Annotated in this window: 14 protein-coding genes; 6 read left to right on the forward strand and 8 right to left on the reverse strand. The window is 52.3% G+C overall.

Going from position 1 to position 15,845, the window contains the following annotated elements:
- Positions 1-96 precede the first annotated feature (96 nt).
- The 7 genes from Q0W94_RS00785 to Q0W94_RS00815 all read right to left on the reverse strand — a co-directional run bounded on the left by Q0W94_RS00785 (position 97) and on the right by Q0W94_RS00815 (position 10,160).
- Positions 97-390, reverse strand: a complete 294-nt coding sequence (locus Q0W94_RS00785) for a hypothetical protein (RefSeq protein ID WP_297759890.1) — start codon at positions 388-390, stop codon at positions 97-99.
- 81 nt (positions 391-471) lie between these two features.
- A complete protein-coding gene (locus Q0W94_RS00790) occupies positions 472-1,872 on the reverse strand; it encodes a cell wall metabolism sensor histidine kinase WalK (protein ID WP_297759892.1) in 1,401 nt (466 codons plus the stop codon).
- Entirely contained in the window at positions 1,826-2,515 is a 690-nt protein-coding gene (locus Q0W94_RS00795; RefSeq protein WP_297759894.1) for a response regulator transcription factor, read from the reverse strand. The genes Q0W94_RS00790 and Q0W94_RS00795 overlap by 47 nt, the downstream gene beginning before the upstream one ends.
- Before the next feature lie 107 nt (positions 2,516-2,622).
- Positions 2,623-3,882, reverse strand: a complete 1,260-nt coding sequence (argJ, locus tag Q0W94_RS00800) for a bifunctional glutamate N-acetyltransferase/amino-acid acetyltransferase ArgJ (RefSeq protein WP_297759896.1) — start codon at positions 3,880-3,882, stop codon at positions 2,623-2,625.
- Between the two features lie 609 nt (positions 3,883-4,491).
- Entirely contained in the window at positions 4,492-7,527 is a 3,036-nt protein-coding gene (ppc, locus tag Q0W94_RS00805; protein ID WP_297759901.1) for a phosphoenolpyruvate carboxylase, read from the reverse strand.
- Positions 7,528-7,629: 102 nt separating this feature from the next.
- Positions 7,630-9,129 carry a DUF3352 domain-containing protein gene (locus Q0W94_RS00810; RefSeq protein ID WP_297759903.1) on the reverse strand — a complete coding sequence of 500 codons (1,500 nt, stop codon included), beginning with the start codon at positions 9,127-9,129 and terminating at the stop codon, positions 7,630-7,632.
- 26 nt (positions 9,130-9,155) lie between these two features.
- On the reverse strand, positions 9,156-10,160 hold the full coding sequence (locus tag Q0W94_RS00815; protein ID WP_297759905.1) for a phosphoribulokinase: 1,005 nt from the start codon (positions 10,158-10,160) through the stop codon (positions 9,156-9,158).
- 211 nt (positions 10,161-10,371) lie between these two features.
- Between Q0W94_RS00815 and Q0W94_RS00820 the strand changes: the two genes are divergently transcribed.
- The 5 genes from Q0W94_RS00820 (at position 10,372) to Q0W94_RS00840 (ending at position 13,051) form a co-directional block, all read left to right on the forward strand.
- Positions 10,372-10,554, forward strand: a complete 183-nt coding sequence (locus Q0W94_RS00820) for a 50S ribosomal protein L32 (RefSeq protein ID WP_024124949.1) — start codon at positions 10,372-10,374, stop codon at positions 10,552-10,554.
- A gap of 2 nt (positions 10,555-10,556) precedes the next feature.
- Positions 10,557-10,730 (forward strand): hypothetical protein, encoded by a 174-nt coding sequence (locus tag Q0W94_RS00825; RefSeq protein ID WP_011057753.1) that lies wholly within the window; start codon positions 10,557-10,559, stop codon positions 10,728-10,730.
- Positions 10,731-10,754: 24 nt separating this feature from the next.
- Positions 10,755-11,537 (forward strand): 2,2'-beta-hydroxylase CrtG, encoded by a 783-nt coding sequence (crtG, locus tag Q0W94_RS00830; RefSeq protein WP_297759907.1) that lies wholly within the window; start codon positions 10,755-10,757, stop codon positions 11,535-11,537.
- 26 nt (positions 11,538-11,563) lie between these two features.
- On the forward strand, positions 11,564-12,421 hold the full coding sequence (locus tag Q0W94_RS00835) for a hypothetical protein (RefSeq protein WP_297759909.1): 858 nt from the start codon (positions 11,564-11,566) through the stop codon (positions 12,419-12,421).
- A 132-nt stretch (positions 12,422-12,553) separates the two neighbouring features.
- Entirely contained in the window at positions 12,554-13,051 is a 498-nt protein-coding gene (locus Q0W94_RS00840; protein ID WP_297759910.1) for a hypothetical protein, read from the forward strand.
- Here the strand turns inward: Q0W94_RS00840 and Q0W94_RS00845 are convergent.
- On the reverse strand, positions 13,028-15,265 hold the full coding sequence (locus tag Q0W94_RS00845; protein ID WP_297759912.1) for a cation-translocating P-type ATPase: 2,238 nt from the start codon (positions 15,263-15,265) through the stop codon (positions 13,028-13,030). The two genes, Q0W94_RS00840 and Q0W94_RS00845, sit on opposite strands and share 24 nt — an antisense overlap.
- Before the next feature lie 224 nt (positions 15,266-15,489).
- Here Q0W94_RS00845 and Q0W94_RS00850 point away from each other — a divergent pair, with 224 nt between their 5' ends.
- Positions 15,490-15,717, forward strand: a complete 228-nt coding sequence (locus Q0W94_RS00850) for a hypothetical protein (protein ID WP_297759914.1) — start codon at positions 15,490-15,492, stop codon at positions 15,715-15,717.
- Positions 15,718-15,845: the final 128 nt, after the last annotated feature.

Genomic DNA, 15,845 nt, shown 5'->3' on the forward strand with positions numbered 1-15,845 from the left:
TCTGCTCTGGGGGGCAGAGCAACTAGCCTGCCCCATTGTGGCTGCACTACAACTCAAGTGCTCAGCATAGAGCTTGACTGACAAAAACAAGACAACTTATGACTGCCAAAATCGATAACGACCGCGTTCGCCATATTCGCCCCGTTCACCCCGTTCACCACATTCGCCCCGTTCACCATGTTCACCCCGTTCACCGCGTTCGGCCATCAGGTAAATGCTAAAGCCTCCGGCTGGCTTGCCGGTGACCGCAGTGGCAGAGGCGCCGGGAACAGAGGGACCCCGATAGGATGTTCCTCCCTCTTCACCGCCAGCATTAGGAGTCTGGCAACTAGCTAGGGTCGTTGCTAGCCCTAGGGAAAGAAACAGGCGGACAGCTTGTGAAGAATTCATTGCAGACTGCTCCTTAGAATGTTCAATTCTGCGTTTCTTCCCAACCCTAGCAAGAGAAAGTAAAAATCTTGGAAAGGATGCTTATGCCGCAGGCAGCTTGATGACAAATGTTGTTCCCTGATGTTGCTGACTGTAGACACTGACGGTCCCACCATAGTGATCAACGAGTGTCTTAACCACCGTCAAACCTAATCCTGAGCCTTGGGCGTAATGTAGCCTTGCTTCCTTGGAGCGCCAGAATCGGTCAAAAATGCGGGGTAGATCTTGAGGAGCAATTCCAATGCCGGTATCCTGAATTTCAACAATGGCGAAAGCCCCTTGCTTTCTAAGACAAACAGTGATCGCCCCACGATCAGAAGTGTACTGAAGCGCATTATCTAAAAGATTGCTAAAAATTTCATAAATTTGTTGAGGATGTCCACGGACATAGCTATTACTCTCGCATTGATAAGTCAGATGAATCTCTTTTCTTTCGGCGCGATCGCGGTTCAGTTCAATTAGTGAATCTAATAACTCATCTAAGTCAATTTCAATCCATTGACTCTGATCCAATATGTTGTTATCCGTGCGGGCCAATATCAGAAGCTTATTAATCAAAGCAGTCATCTGCTGGCAAGCAAATGAGATAACTTTGACCTTATTTAAATGGGAAGAATCAAGATTATTTAAGTGAATTTCTAGTAACGAAATAGAAGCTTGAATCGCCGTTAGAGGATGACGCAATTGATGGGAGACATCCGCAGTAAATTGTTTGATTTGATTTAGTGAAACAACAATTGGTTCTAGATTTTTACGAGTTAACCAAGATGCCGCAAGGAGTGCCAGCGTACTAATACATAGGATATTTAATAGAAAAACATGTCTCAAATAGTTAATCTCTTCTTCTAATTCAGCGGTAGATTGTATGACACAGACGTAGCCGACAATTTGACTCTGCTGCCCTGGTTGAATCGGAGTTGCATGTACCGGTAGAAGAAAACGGTGATATTGATTTGCTTCGATGATGGTTCCAGAGGCAGGAAGATCATCGGGGAAGTTGATCTTCCCAAATCTCTTTCCTTCGTATAGAATTAGGTTTTTATCCTTATCGTACCACTGAATACCTTGGGAAAGGTTAATTCGAGGGCTCTCTATAACTTCATAGACAGAACTGAAATAGTACTTACCCATTAATTGTGAAACAGTTATTGGCTGTAAAGCCCCCGATTCATTTCTAGGGGCATATGCTTTATACTCCGGCTGCTTTTTCAACTCTTCGTATTCATGTTGAAGAATAGAAAAAATATTGGCAGACCAATTTCCTACTTCCCTGAGATTGGTATTTAATTGATTAAAGCGCTGAGCAACAATCAAGGAGTAAATGGTTAATGAAGAAATAGATAAGATGCCATTAATCAGTAGAAAGTATACGAGAAATAGGCGATTTCGCAGCTGACTAAGTTTGCGATTGGAAGTTCGGATTAAGCCGATAGCCAAAACCATAGACAGTCTCAATAAAATTAGCAGGGGCCCCTACTGCTTTCAACTTATGACGTAGGCTTCTTAAGTGGACTTTAACCGTTTCCTCACCTGGCATCTCATCAAAAGGCCAAGCATGATCCATAATAGCTGAGCGGCTCAGAATACGGCTGCCATGGCGCAATAACACCTCTAAGATGGCATACTCTTTGGGTGTAAGATGCAACTCTTGATGGTTGTACATTACTTTAGTGCTATCAAGATCAAGAACGAGGGCACCCCAGTGCAGAGTAGGGGTGAAGGGTAGTGGCTTGCGCCTCAATAGGGCACGGACTCTGGCCAAGAGTTCAGGGAGATCAAAGGGCTTGACAATGTAGTCATCGGCACCTGCATCAAGACCAATGACTTTATCGCTACTGGTGTCTCGAGCGGTCAGCATCAGAATAGGAAGTGAGTGGCCTCTTTGGCGAATTATTTGGCAAAAGCTGAGACCGTCCATGCGAGGTAAGCCGAGGTCTAAGATAAGGAGGTCAAAAGGGGTGGCTTCTAAATACTCAAGCCCCGTCTCTGCATCATGGACACTTTCAACAATGTACTGCTGATGGGCTAGGGATTCAGCAACTAAGCTCGCAATTGTCCTATCGTCTTCGATAATTAAGATTTTCACTACTGCTGACAATGTCCTTAGTTGGTCTTTTTTGTTTTTGTTGCGATTGGTGGCGATCGCCGCCGGCAGGTTGACAGCGATCGCCGGCTCCCACTGGCAACGGACAGTTAGGTCGTGTATTCAGCGTTAATTTTCACGTAATCATAGCTGAGATCGCAGCCCCAAGCCACACCCCGACCACTGCCAGCACCAATACTCACCTCAATCACCACAGGATGGTCAATGGATTGCTGACCACTGGCATCTTTACTGGCAGCGGCTTGCTGAACCAAATAGGCATGGGCGGCAGCGCGATCAAAGGGTAGGGGCTGACCATGGCGCATCATGGGGATGCCCCCCAGGGAAATGGCGAGATTACTAGCATCAAAGGGTACCCCAGCACGACCTGCCGCCGCAGCAATGCGTCCCCAGTTGGGATCCCGTCCGTAAATGGCCGATTTGACCAGCATTGAACTTGCAATGGTTCTGGCCACTTGACGGGCAGCGGTGTCATCACTGGCACCGCTCACTTGTACTTCAATGAGGCAAGTTGCCCCCTCCCCATCGCGGGCGATCGCCTTCGCTAAATGTACACAAACAGCCGTCAGCATTTCTTCAAGGCGGGTGGCAGCTGCTCCCGGCTCCGCGATCGCCGGAGTACGCGATTGTCCATTGGCCAAAGCAATTACACTGTCATTGGTACTGGTGTCGCCATCCACAGTAATTTGATTGAAGGAGCGATCGCAGGCGCGCTGTAGCATCTCCTGCCACAGATGGGGAGACACGGCAGCATCACAAGTAATAAAGGCCAGCATCGTTGCCATCTTCGGGTGAATCATTCCCGACCCCTTGGCCATACCACCAATGCGAATGGTTTGCCCCTCCCACTCGGCTTCAAGAGCAATTTGCTTGGGTACTAAATCTGTTGTCATAATTGCTCGAGCAGCGGCCTCTCCACCGCCATCACTCAAGTTTGCCATCAGCGTTGGCAGCGCTTGGCGCATTTTTTCAAGGGGAATGGGTTGACCAATGACCCCAGTGGAGGCCACAAGCACCATCTCGGGACTGAGCCCCAAGGCCGTTGCCACCATATCCGCTTGGGCCAAAACCGCCTGCCAGCCCTGTTCTCCCGTGGCGGCATTGGCCTGACCCGAATTACACAAAATGGCCTGCGCCGTTCCCTTGGTTTGTAACCGCTGCCGACAGTAGCTGACGGGCGCGGCACACATATGGTTTGTCGTAAATACCCCAGCGGCGATCGCTGGCACATCGGAAACAATCAATGCCAAATCCGGTGCGCCTGAAGCTTTGAGTCCTGCCGTTATTCCCGCAGCCCGATACCCTTTGGCGGCAGTCACACCACCTGTAATTCGTTGCCAGTGGCTCATAGCGTCGTCAACAAGAGAATCGTTGCGATTATATCAGGGGTATTTCCCAAAACCGCAACTGTTAAGGTTTCTGCAGCAGTCTAGGGAAAGATTACGACTCAGGGCGCGAAGTCGTTCGGTAATCGGCAGGGTAATTGCTCGGATTGCCGGCAAAATGCGGCGATTCAGCTCACTCAACGTTGTCGTTGTTATTTGCTCAGGTTTACTGTCGGCTTTAAGGGTTCGATCCACCCAGTTAAAAAGCCAATAGTGGGGAATCTATGCCTCGGGATAGAGCACCAATTTCAAGGTGCGATCGTAACGATTGTCAACAAGGGTAATATCTAGCTCAGGTTCACTGTGAACTGAAATGACAATCAGTGGTTAACAACGCCGGGTTGCCCTATCACCAAACATTGGCATTAAGACCGGCAGCAGTTGGGTGATACAGGTTTCGTGGGCTGTGCCCTCGCAGCCATCTTGATCAGTCCCCCCCGCCCTAGTTCAAGCGGGTCATCTTGCTCCCAAAAGCCCAGCTCAACAGTGATAGTCCTCAACGCTGATTTGCATTAACTCCGGAGATAGGGTTAATGTGCGGGTATCGGGGTCATGATTCACCCTCGCCGTTGCTTAGCCCGTATTGCGCATCCCCGCTGCTATGCCATTGATGGTCAAGAGTGCCCCCCGGAGCAATTCACCCCGACCATAGCGGGAGCGCAAAATTGCCCCAGAGGTAGTTTGGCTATTGTGCTGGCGCAGCCGTTTCAAAAGAGATACTTGCAGGAACCCCAAAGGAACAATGGTGCGATTGCGCAGTTGCACTGATCGCTGAAGCGCCGGATCGCCATCGAGTAGCCGCTCATGGCCAGTAATCGTGAGCACTAATTCCGTGGTCAGGCGATGTTCCTGAGCAATCTGATCGTAGAGGCGGAAGAAGGCTTCACGGTTTTGGGGCTGGCTGAGTTCTTGGACATAGTAGCGGGCAATCTCTAGATCGACCTTGGCAAGGGTCATCTCAACCTTAGAAATCACCATGCGGAAGAAAGGCCATTTGTAGTAGAAGTAGCGCAAGAGGGAAAGATGCTCAGCGGGTTTTTCCTCAAGGAATTCCTTTAGGGCAGTACCCACACCATACCAAGCCGGCAGCAGGAAACGGGTTTGTGTCCAACTAAAGACCCAAGGAATTGCCCGCAGGCTCTCCAGGGTTTTCTTGCCCCCCCGCCGTGTTGGCCGTGAGCTAATTTGCAGTTGGCTAATCTCTTGGATTGGGGTGACTTCGTTAAAGAATTCAATGAATTCTGGCTGCTCATAGATGAGATGGCGATAGCACTGGCGCGATCGCGTGGCCAACTCCTCCATAATCTCGTGCCAAGGCTCAATTTCGTCAATACTACTGCGCAGCAAACTAGCTTGGATGACCGCTGTGGCCACTGTTTCGAGGTTAAAGAGCGCTAGTTCCGGCAACGAGTATTTGGAAGCCAGTACCTCCCCTTGCTCAGTAATCTTGATTCGTCCCTTAATCGTTTGCGCTGGCTGCGCCAAAATCGCCGCATAGGCAGGTCCACCACCCCGACCCACTGAGCCACCCCGACCGTGGAAAATGCGCAGTTGGAAGCCAAAATTCTCAGCAATTTTCTGCAGCTGTTGTTGTGCCTTGTAAATTTCCCAGTTGCTACTGAGGAAGCCCGAATCCTTATTGCTGTCGGAATAGCCCAGCATGACCTCCTGCAGAAAGGGGGTACTGTTGCTGCCAAGATAGCTGCGGCAAAAGGGGAGGGAGAATAGTTGCGTCAGCACCGCCGGGGCGTGCTTGAGGTCCTCCACCGTTTCAAACAGGGGAACGGCTTGCAGGGTACTAGCTCCAGTGGCTGGATCAAAGAGGCCTGCCTCCTTGGCAAAGAGGAGTACCTCCAATAGATCGCTGACCTCGTGGCTCATGCTGATGATGTAGGTATTGCACAAATCGGTGCCAAATTCCTGCTGGAGTTGCCGCACCATGCGGAATGTTTCAATGATTTCATTGGTGCGATCGCTAAAGGGGAGTTCCCCCGGAATCAACGGGCGACGGGTCGAGAGTTCGCTGAGGAGCCAGCGAGTGCGTTCGGTTTCTGGGAGTTCTGTATAGGGACAGGGGAGAATACCCAAATAGGCGGTAATTTCATTGAGAGCCTCAGCGTGACAGGTGCTCTCTTGGCGAATATCCAAGGCTGCCAAATTAAAGCCAAAGACCTGCACTTGGCAAATCAAATCATCCAATTCGCGGCAGGCCAGTCCTGTTTCCTTGAGGTTACGCTGAATTAGCAGCAATTCTGCCAAGAATTCTTCACCGTGGCAGTAAAACTGTCCATTATTTAATTCTTCCGCCTCATTGCGGCGAATGCAGTAGGTTTGCAGCGCCCGGTTGCGATCGCGGGTATTTTGCAGCCGTTTGAGTACATAGGCCAGTTTCAGGCGGTAGGGTTCCTGCCGATAGCGCACCGCATACTGGTCATAGATACTAGGAAGCTGCCGCTGATCCTGCTCAAGGGAATCTAGCAAATCCGGCAGCACATCGCACCAGTGCAGGGACAGGCTGAGCAAATTGATTAAGCGCTCAACGGACTTAATATACTCCTCAAGAACTAAGTTGCGCTGATAGCAGGCGGTTTGCCACGTTACTTCTGGTTTGACATAGGGATTGCCATCGCGATCGCCCCCCACCCAAGAACCAAAGCGGCAGAAATTGTAACGGGGGGGCTCAAGCGTGGGAAAGGTTTCATGCAATGACTGCTCCAGGCGGCGATAGAGCTTGGGAATGACAGCAAAAATTACCTCCTTGAAGTAGTGGAGGGTGTATTCCACCTCATCGAGTACTTCCGGCTTAAATTGGTGTAACTCATCCGTGCGCCACCAGAGGCGAATTTCTTCCATCAGTTGTGCCCGTAGAGTTTGGGCATTCCAATCCGTCAGGTGTGCAGAAGCCCCCTCTAGCACATCCAGTTGCTCGAGTAATCGGGCAACCCGCCGCTGCTTATCACGAATTGTTTGCCGCACAATCTCCGTCGGGTGAGCAGTAAAAACCAGCTTAATGTCCAGTTGATCCAAAAGCTTTTGAATATGGCGCGGCGGCACATTCAGCATCTGCAGCCGAGGAAAGAGCCAAGCAAAGGAACCATACTGCTGAGTGGCGGGAATGGCTTCGTAAAGACTATGCTCTAGGCGTTCACTCGGCCCACTGCGCACAGCCGTTGCGTTGGCAGCACTATGAGGCAGCGGAAAACCTTCACCACTGACACCGGAAATCGGTTCACTCATGACGCTGCGGCGCCGCAATCCCTCTTGGGCAGCGCGTTCGCGATTGTATTGTTGTTCGTAGTGCTGCTCAACGATGTTGATAATTTGAAAGTAGAGGTTAAAAGCACGGGCCGCTCTAATGGCTTGATTGAGTTCGAGGGATTCAATGACTTTCAGCAGTTCCCCTTCTGGGGCATGGAGCACATGACCCTCCGGCGAAGAGAGCGCACCTAAGCGCCGCAATAGATCAACCAATTCTTGACCCGATTCTGCCGCCAAGACATCGACCAAGACCTCTTCCACCAGTCGCAACCGTTCCTGTAGGGTACGGGCTGCTAAACTTTCACTTTCAATTAAGCGATCGCGATTGGTCACATCGAGGACTGATGTCATATTTACCCCAGTCTGCAAACATAATACTCCCTACTTTACTCAATCCTGAACCAGGGCGGTACAACAATTGGTAACAGGCCTATTAAGGATTTGTTAACAGTTCTAAGCTTTTTTGCTGCTCAGAATCAGTTCTAGGTGCTGCAGGCGATCGCGAACGCCATAATTCACCAAAGTAATGCTTTGCAGATGTTCCAACCAGCCGGCGGTGAGGCCATTGAGGTACTGAAGTAAGGGCCAACGCTGGCTCAAGGGGGCAAATAGCTGCGGCCAACGGGCATAGACTAGCCCATGAATCCCTTGTTGCTGTCGCAGCAGGCTCTCTGGCAATCCAGATACTTTTTTACTCTGACTCTGGGAAAATACCGATAGGGAAGACGCTAGTATCAGGCGATCGCCCCGTTGCCCATAGGCAGCGGCCACATCAGAGACCAAGCCTGCCCTTGTCTGCGGGTCAAGCATCAATTTTACCCAAGCGGTTACGGGTTCTTTATCCAAGACTAAGCGATTGACCTCATAGCCATTGGCACGGGCAAGATCATCCAACTGGTGCAGCAGCGTCGCCGTTTCTGGGGTATCGGTCGTCTGCCACGACCATTGCCAGTGTTGATCGGCTGGATACCAAAGGGCAAGGCAAAAGCGATCGCTAGCCAAGGGAAAAATCTGGCTAGTCAAGTCCACCGGTATATCCGCCGTTAAATCCCGCAGTAGTTGGCTGGCAATATCATCCCCTTGGGGAGTTTTGCCAAAGCGGTAATCGGCCAAAGCCGCGGTGAGTTGGCTATAGCCCTCTGGCAAGTGGGAACCCGCCACCACTACCGTGGGAATCGGTTCTTGGAAACGGAGGGACTCAAGGTCGAAGGGATCAGACGCCAGTGTGGCATCACTGGTGCGGTGCAGCAGTGTTTGCAGATGTAGCTCGTTGTTTTTTGCCTTTACGGCTAAGAGCAGGCGATCGTAGGTGGGGGCCAGTTGGCGCCCCTCGGGACTTAGGGATTGCAGGTTGAGATAGTAGAGGGCTGTAGGTTCAGGCCCGAATTGAGGCCGGGCCACTTGATAAAAGGTCAAACTCGCAAGATTACCATCCGCGGTTACCGCTGCTCCCAAGCTAGCGGTCATAGTCTCCACATCCGAAGCAAGGAGCAGGCGATCGCCTAGACGGGCTGTCACCAAGTCTTTGCCCACCTGCAGGAGGATATTTTGATAGACTTGCACCGCAAAGGGATGCCCCTGCCAGTAGGTCTCCAAAAAAGCTGTTGCGGCTTCTGGGCGCTTCAGGGGCAAAATCCACAACTGCCGCGGCGATGAACACGCTTCAGGGCAGGGGAACTGGGCAACAATCACCCCCTCGCCCACCCAATCATTGATTTCAGACCACGACCAGCCCCAATGAGCAAGTTGGGATGTCCAAAAACGCTCCGCCAAAAAATGTAGGGGATCGCTACTGGGAGGTTGATTGAGCTTGAGGACACTCTGGGCTTGGCGAGGGACAAAGATCAGGTCATCACTATCGGCAGCAAAGGCTGGCTGGCCACACATTAGAAACAACCAGCAGAGGATAAAGACCAAAAGAGATGACCCTAGCGATCGATGGCGCAGTTGCATCAGTGCCCTCAATGTGGCAGGCCCAATTAGCGGTTGGTGACAGTGGCCGCGTCCCGCGAGGTCAAGCGCTCGTAGGTAGCCCGCATTTTCAACCCCGTTAGCACTTGGAATAGACCCGACCCATTATCGGAACCCGGATAGTCACGGTGCTTCAGCAGTAGTTCCGTCACTTCGCCGTAGTGCTTGGTGGAGGTATTACTCAGGTGGCTTTCAATGTAGATGAGTTCATCGAGTTTTTCAAAGCGACCGTCCACTTCTAAGACCGAAACGGGGTGACCATAGTATTCATCAGGTCCGTAGCTGAGGCGGATGCCCGGATAGGAGCAGGTGAGCTTACGACCGCAGGGAATCCAAGTAATCGTTGAGCCTTCATCAAAGAGATAGACTGGCTCAAAGCCGGGGATGCCTTCCCGTTGCAGCATCCGTACCCGCAGGATATTGCCGACTTTTTCCTCTTTGACCAACTGGGTCGGCAGAATTTGCAAGACGACGTCAGCGTACTGCTTTTGGGGATCGATATAGGCCATGAAGTCAGGGCGACGGGCGTTGATGGAGGCAATCACGTCTTCATAGCTATGGCCCCGCTCAGCCATGTCGCGCTTGATCTTCCAAGCAATTTTTACATCGTCACTGATGTCGAGATAAACACTGAAGTCGATGAGCGATCGCACCCGTTCATCATAGAGGGGATGCAGACCTTCAATCACAATCACGTGGTTGGGATCCACCTTCTCCGGCGGATCAATCGTCCCCGTTTCGTGGTTGTAGATGGGTTTCATGATTGATTCGCCATTTTTGAGAGCCTTGATCTGCTCATACATCAGATCAAAGTTGTTGGCGCGGGGATCAAGCGCCGTAATCCCCATTTCTTTCCGCTGCTTGCGATCCAGACTGTGATAGTCATCCAAACAAATCACAGTCATAAAATCTTCGCCAAACAGATCGGCCAGTCGGCGCAAAAACGTTGATTTACCACAGCCGGAGTCTCCAGCAACGCCGATGAGAACCACACGGTCTGGCTTACTGCTCATAGCTGACGATTCCCTTTGCTCGTAGAAGTGGACATCCCCTCATGGGGTGGTTCAGTATACCCTTAACTGATATTACAAGGGTGGTGTCCCTCTGGGATAGTTTTTTGTGCAAAAAGAGGAACCTTGTGGTCCACAGGGGGGATGGGTGGTTGTTCTCGGGAAGAGTTTGGGATAAAGTAGTAGATTGCGAAAGTTCATCCTAGGGATCACCATGGCCTGCCCCAAAAAGAAAACCTCAAAGTCCAAGCGCAGTATGCGCCGTGCTGTCTGGAAGCGCCAAGCTGCCCTTCAAGCACAACGTGCCCTCTCGATTGGTAAGTCTATTTTGACTGAACGTGCCCAAGGCTTCTACTTCCCTGAAGCCGAAGAAGAGAACGAAGACGAGCAGGAGTAATCATGGCCACCCCTACAGAGCCGAGCCGCACCCCCAAACTGGAAACCCCAAAGTACGGCTTTAATACCTTTGCTGAGCGGATTAATGGCCGTGCAGCGATGGTGGGTCTGGTGGCTCTTTTGTTGTGGGAATATTGGACAGGAGAGGGCTTGCTCCACTGGTTGGGCTGGCTCTAGGGGACGCCTTTAGCACTGTGTTGCATGATTCCCTACAACCTCAGTGACCCCCGCCTCTTTAGTATTATGGTTGGGGTAATGTTTTTGATGGTCGTCAGCCGCCTATTGCTAGTGGCTGGCTTTTTTTCGCTGGTATATGTCGTGGCTTGCTGGACGCCCCTGAGGAAACGACGGATAAATCTGCGGCCTTACCAGCGGGGGCAGTTTTGGCAGGAGTTTGGCTGGTCATTGCTGACAGCGGCTATTTTTGCCCTGGCGGGGGCGATCGCCGCAGTGATGTGGCAGCGGGGCTGGACAGCGGTTTATCTGGAGTTAAATTCCCTTTGGGACTATATTTACTTTCCCTTGAGCATTGGCCTTGTGCTACTGCTCCACGAAACCTATTACTATTGGCTCCATCGCTGGATGCACCAACCGAAAATTTATCGCCGTGTCCATCGGGTGCATCACTATAGCATTGTTGCCTCCCCCTGGACGGCCTTTTCATTTCATCCCTGGGAGGCCTGCTTACAGGCGATTTTTCTGCCGCTGATTATTGTGCTTGTGCCGCTGCACCCCTACGCTATCGTGATCCAGCTCAGCCTGATGACGGTCTCCAGTGTGATTAACCATCTGAATTTAGAGATCTACCCCCGTGGCTTTGCCGAACATTGGTTGGGGCGGTGGTTGATTGGAGCCACCCACCACAGTTTGCACCACAGTCAATTTCGCTGTAACTATGGCCTCTATTTCACCTTTTGGGATCGGTGGTTGGGGACAGAAAGTCGTGATTACCTACCCCTGTTTCGCGATCGCACCCAAGGCTGAATTCAGGATGAATTCTGCATAGGTCCATGGGTGAAGGCGTAGGACAGTCTGTCTGGTTCAGTGGCAGTGAGATGGCCAAGGCACTTTCCTTTCCCATGATGGCGGAGCGACAACATCCGCTGATCCAACCGCTACTCACCCTTTCCGATGCGGAGTTGATCAAGGCCTTTCAGGATCAGCGCGATCGCGGCTGCTACTTCGTGGCTCTCTATTGTCGCTACGGCCCCCTTGTCTATAGTGTTCTGCAACACCACGGGCGATCGCCTGTACAGGTGGACTATCTTTTTGCCAAGGTGTGGCATGGGTTATTTTTCAGCCTTGACCTTGTGGAATTTACCCCTGAGGGCGTGAAAGTGGGCGATGAGGAAGCTCGCTCTCTGCGCAATTGGATAGTCAACCGCACCGCCACCCTAATTCAAGAGGAACTTCCCGGCATTGAGCACATTACCTATGTCCTCCAGGATGCACCAGTGCCCCTTTGGTGCTATTTGGAAGCCAGCCTTGCCTACCTGAGTCCCCTCAGCCGCCTAACGCTGGTGACAACCCAAACCTTTCACTGGAACCTTGAGCGCCTGCGCGCCTACCTGGAAGTTCAAGGGGAAACCTACAGCCTTGAGGAACTCAAGCAGCATTTAGAGGAGGGCCTAGCACGGATCGTGGAGTATCTGCCACCGGATATCCGCCAAATTTACTTAATGCCCGATCGGGGGTCGGAGGACCCCCCCGCTGTTCAACCAACTCTTGAAGAACTCTTTCCCAATAGCGTTGAGGAGGGGGGGGCCCACCTTGATAGCCCCGCCGGCGTAAGAGTAGGCGAGGCGACTGAGCCTACGGACAGTATTGATAACCTACTGGCAGAGTGGGAGCGGATTCTCTCCGGTTGACACAATTATTTTCTTAAAGGAGTCTAATAAGGCTTTGGGCTAACCCCAAGACCGTGCCTTGTATGCTAAACTCAATTTATTGCGAAAAATTTCTAACAATCTCTTACTTCTATGGGTCTGGGGGTCGTTGATTTGTCGACATTTTGCCTTGAGGGCACGGTTGAAGAGCTCTTTTACAAGAAGGGACTGCCCAAGGTCGTGATTTTGAAAACCCTCACGGGAACAGTCTGGATCAAGCTGAACAAGTCGCTACGACGCGAATTAGCCCAATTCCCCAAGGTGGGCGATCGCCTGCGGCTAGAAGGCACTGTCAAGGATAAGTACGATGGCTGGGTCAAGCAATACCAGGCAAGCCATTTAGAATTTTTAGCAACGGCTCAAGCCATAGCGGCAAGGGGTTCTCAGCCCTGTAGGGTACTCATTTGTCAAAAATCCGCCTGCTGTCGCCGCGGTGCCAAGAAACTCTGGCAAGAACTAGAGGCCCAACAGCTCCCCATTACCCTGAAAGCGACAGGCTGTATGGGGGAATGCAAACGGGGACCAGCGGTGGTTGTCCTGCCCCACAGAAAGCGGCTCACCGGTGCCAATGCCCAACAGATTCGCGAGCTAGTTTGCTCGACTGAGGCTTAGGGAATTCAGAACAACGGCAATCGAACTGCCGGCCATACAAGCGGCCGCAAGTCCGGGCGTGAGACTGAGTCCCCACAGGGGTAACCCGACACCCGCTGCAACGGGTATGCCGACGATATTGTAGGCGACTGCCCAAAAAAGATTCTGCTGAATTTTGCGGAAGGTGGCACGGCTGAGGGCCAGCACGGTGAGCACATCCTCCAGATGATTGCGGGTGAGGATAATATCTGCTGCTTCAATGGCCACCTCTGTACCAGTGCCAAGGCTAATCCCCACCTGAGCTGCCGTCAGAGCGGGGGCATCATTCATGCCATCCCCAACCATCGCCACGGTTTTACCCTTGGTTTGCCACTCCTCAATGAGGGCCAGCTTTTGCTGTGGTTGCAGATCGGTGTGGATATTGGCTGGGAGTAGGCCGAGGGGTTCTAGGAGTTGTTGTGCCGCTTTGGCGGTGTCACCCGTGAGGACATGAATCTCATAGCCTTGGGCTTGCAGGGCTTGAATGGTGCTCACTGCCTCTGGGCGTAGGCGATCGCGAAAGGTTACCACCGCCATCAACTGGCGATCGCAGGCCAAGGCCACATGGGTTTCTACCGCTAGGGGAGGGCAGTCAATGCCCTGATCACGCAGCCAACTGAGACGTCCCGCTTGATAGTAATGCCCCTCAATCCAACCACTGATCCCCAGTCCAAGGGCAGTTTCCAGCCCGGTGACCGTTGCTAGTGCTGTTGTCTGGTTTGTGGCAGCCCATGCCTTCTGAATCGCCACTGCCAGGGGATGGCGACTCTGGTGCTCTAGGCTGGCCAGTAGGTACAGGACTGTTTCTAAGGAGCACTGCCCGTACAGGTGGCTCTCTGCAACTTCGAGTTCACCCGTCGTCAGTGTGCCCGTCTTATCAAACACAACTGTGTTCAACTGTTGAGTGCGCTCGAGAACATCGCCACCGCGAATAATTAAGCCTTTGGCAGCGGCATGACTGGTGCCCACAAGAAGGGCGATCGGAGTGGCAAGGCCAAGGGCACAGGGACAGGCAATCACCAGCACACTTAAGGCCAGCTTTAGGGGCAATAGGGGCGTGTTATTGGTTATTTCTGGGAAGACATGGGGGGCGATCGCCCTCCAAAAAAGAGCGGTGCCGGCCGCTAAGAGCAACACGCCATAGCCAAAATAGCCAGCCACCACATCTGCCATTTGCTGCACCGGTGCTTTGCGATTTTGTGCCTGCACCACTAGCTCTAAAATCTGTCCCAAAAATGAGGCACGGCCACAGCGTTCTACCCGTAGGGTAACGGCAGCACCAGCATTGCGACTGCCCGCTAGAACGGATGCCCCCACGCCTTTGACCACCGGTAGAGATTCCCCCGTGAGCATGGATTCATCCACCAAGGTTTCCCCGGTCACAATGGTGCCATCGGCGGGAAAAGGTTCTCCAGCATCCACCCACAGCCAGTCTCCCACCTGGATACGACTGACGGGAATGGGCCAGCGATCGCTAGCGGTCAAACTCGGTTGCCATAGTGCCTGTTTTGGCTGCAGGGCGAGGAGCGATCGCAAGTCCCGTTGCGCCTGTTGACGTGCTTGTTGCTCCAGCGATCGCCCCAGCAAAATAAAGCCAAGGATCATCACAGGTTCATCAAAGAAACACTCCCACCCCAAGACCGGCCACAGCCACGCCACCGTACTGGTGAGGTAAGCCCCCAAGGCCCCAAGAGCCACCAGCGTATTCATATTTGGGCGACCTTGGATGAGGCCTGTTATCCCTTGCTGCAAAATTTCCCACCCCGGCAGGACAAGGGCAATCGTCGCTAGCCCCCAATGCCAGATCATGGCTTCTAACATGGGCCAGTGTCCCGGTAGTAGGTGAATGCCGTGGCCAATGCTGGAGAGAATTAAGAGCACAAGGGCGATCGCCAACCTTGGCAAAGAGGTTTCTGCAGCGGCCGTGGGCAGTTCCAAAAGGGCATTGGCTTCTGCAAGGGTGGCTTGAAAGCGGCCTTGGTTTAAGCTCTCGACAATAGCGATGGGGGTTGTCCTATGGGGGGAGTAGGTGACAACGGCGGTTCCCGTCACTAGATTCACTGCCGCAGCCTCTACGCCCGGCTGCTCTTTTAACTGATTTTCCAGCGATCGCACACAGCCAGCACAACGCAAGCCGCTCACCCGCAGAATTGCCACCTCAGGGGCGTGGGAATCAAGACTTGAACTTAGGGACACCTCGACTTTCTCCCAAGAGAACTACGTTAAATCTCCTAACTGCGTCCCCACCGCCTATTGTGGCACGTTGGTTCTGAGATGTCAGGGATAAGGGAGGCTATCCTCTAAGGAATAACGTTTTCCCTAGAGATGCAAGCAATGGTAGCTGCCAAGGAGACGGGCTTTCACACCAGAAGAATGCTCTGGGTGGCAAGAGCAGCAGTTGGCAGGGCATGAGCTAATTCATGGTCATGTCTATACTCACTGTCGAAGTGCTCTTGCTGGCAACGGCAGCCGACGATCGCGGCAAAAGGTTTGATCGCTACCGCCGCAACCCCGACCTCGTGGAGTGTGCTGGCTACCTCAGAGGCAATGGCACTCGACATCATATACATCTATCCAAGAAACAAAGAAATGAATCAAAGCTGGCGATCGCATCAAATCGCGAAGCCCTATCTCAGGGTGCCCATTGAGCACTTTTATGAAGATGCTTATGAAGATGTTGACCTGTCTCTCCCTGCGGTAGGTACCACCGTGAAAGAGTGAGCGGCTTTGCCTGTGGACGCCGAGGCTATCAAAAAAGGAAAATTAGGTATTCTTT

It is taken from the genome of Thermosynechococcus sp., from assembly GCF_025999095.1.
Classification (GTDB): domain Bacteria; phylum Cyanobacteriota; class Cyanobacteriia; order Thermosynechococcales; family Thermosynechococcaceae; genus Thermosynechococcus.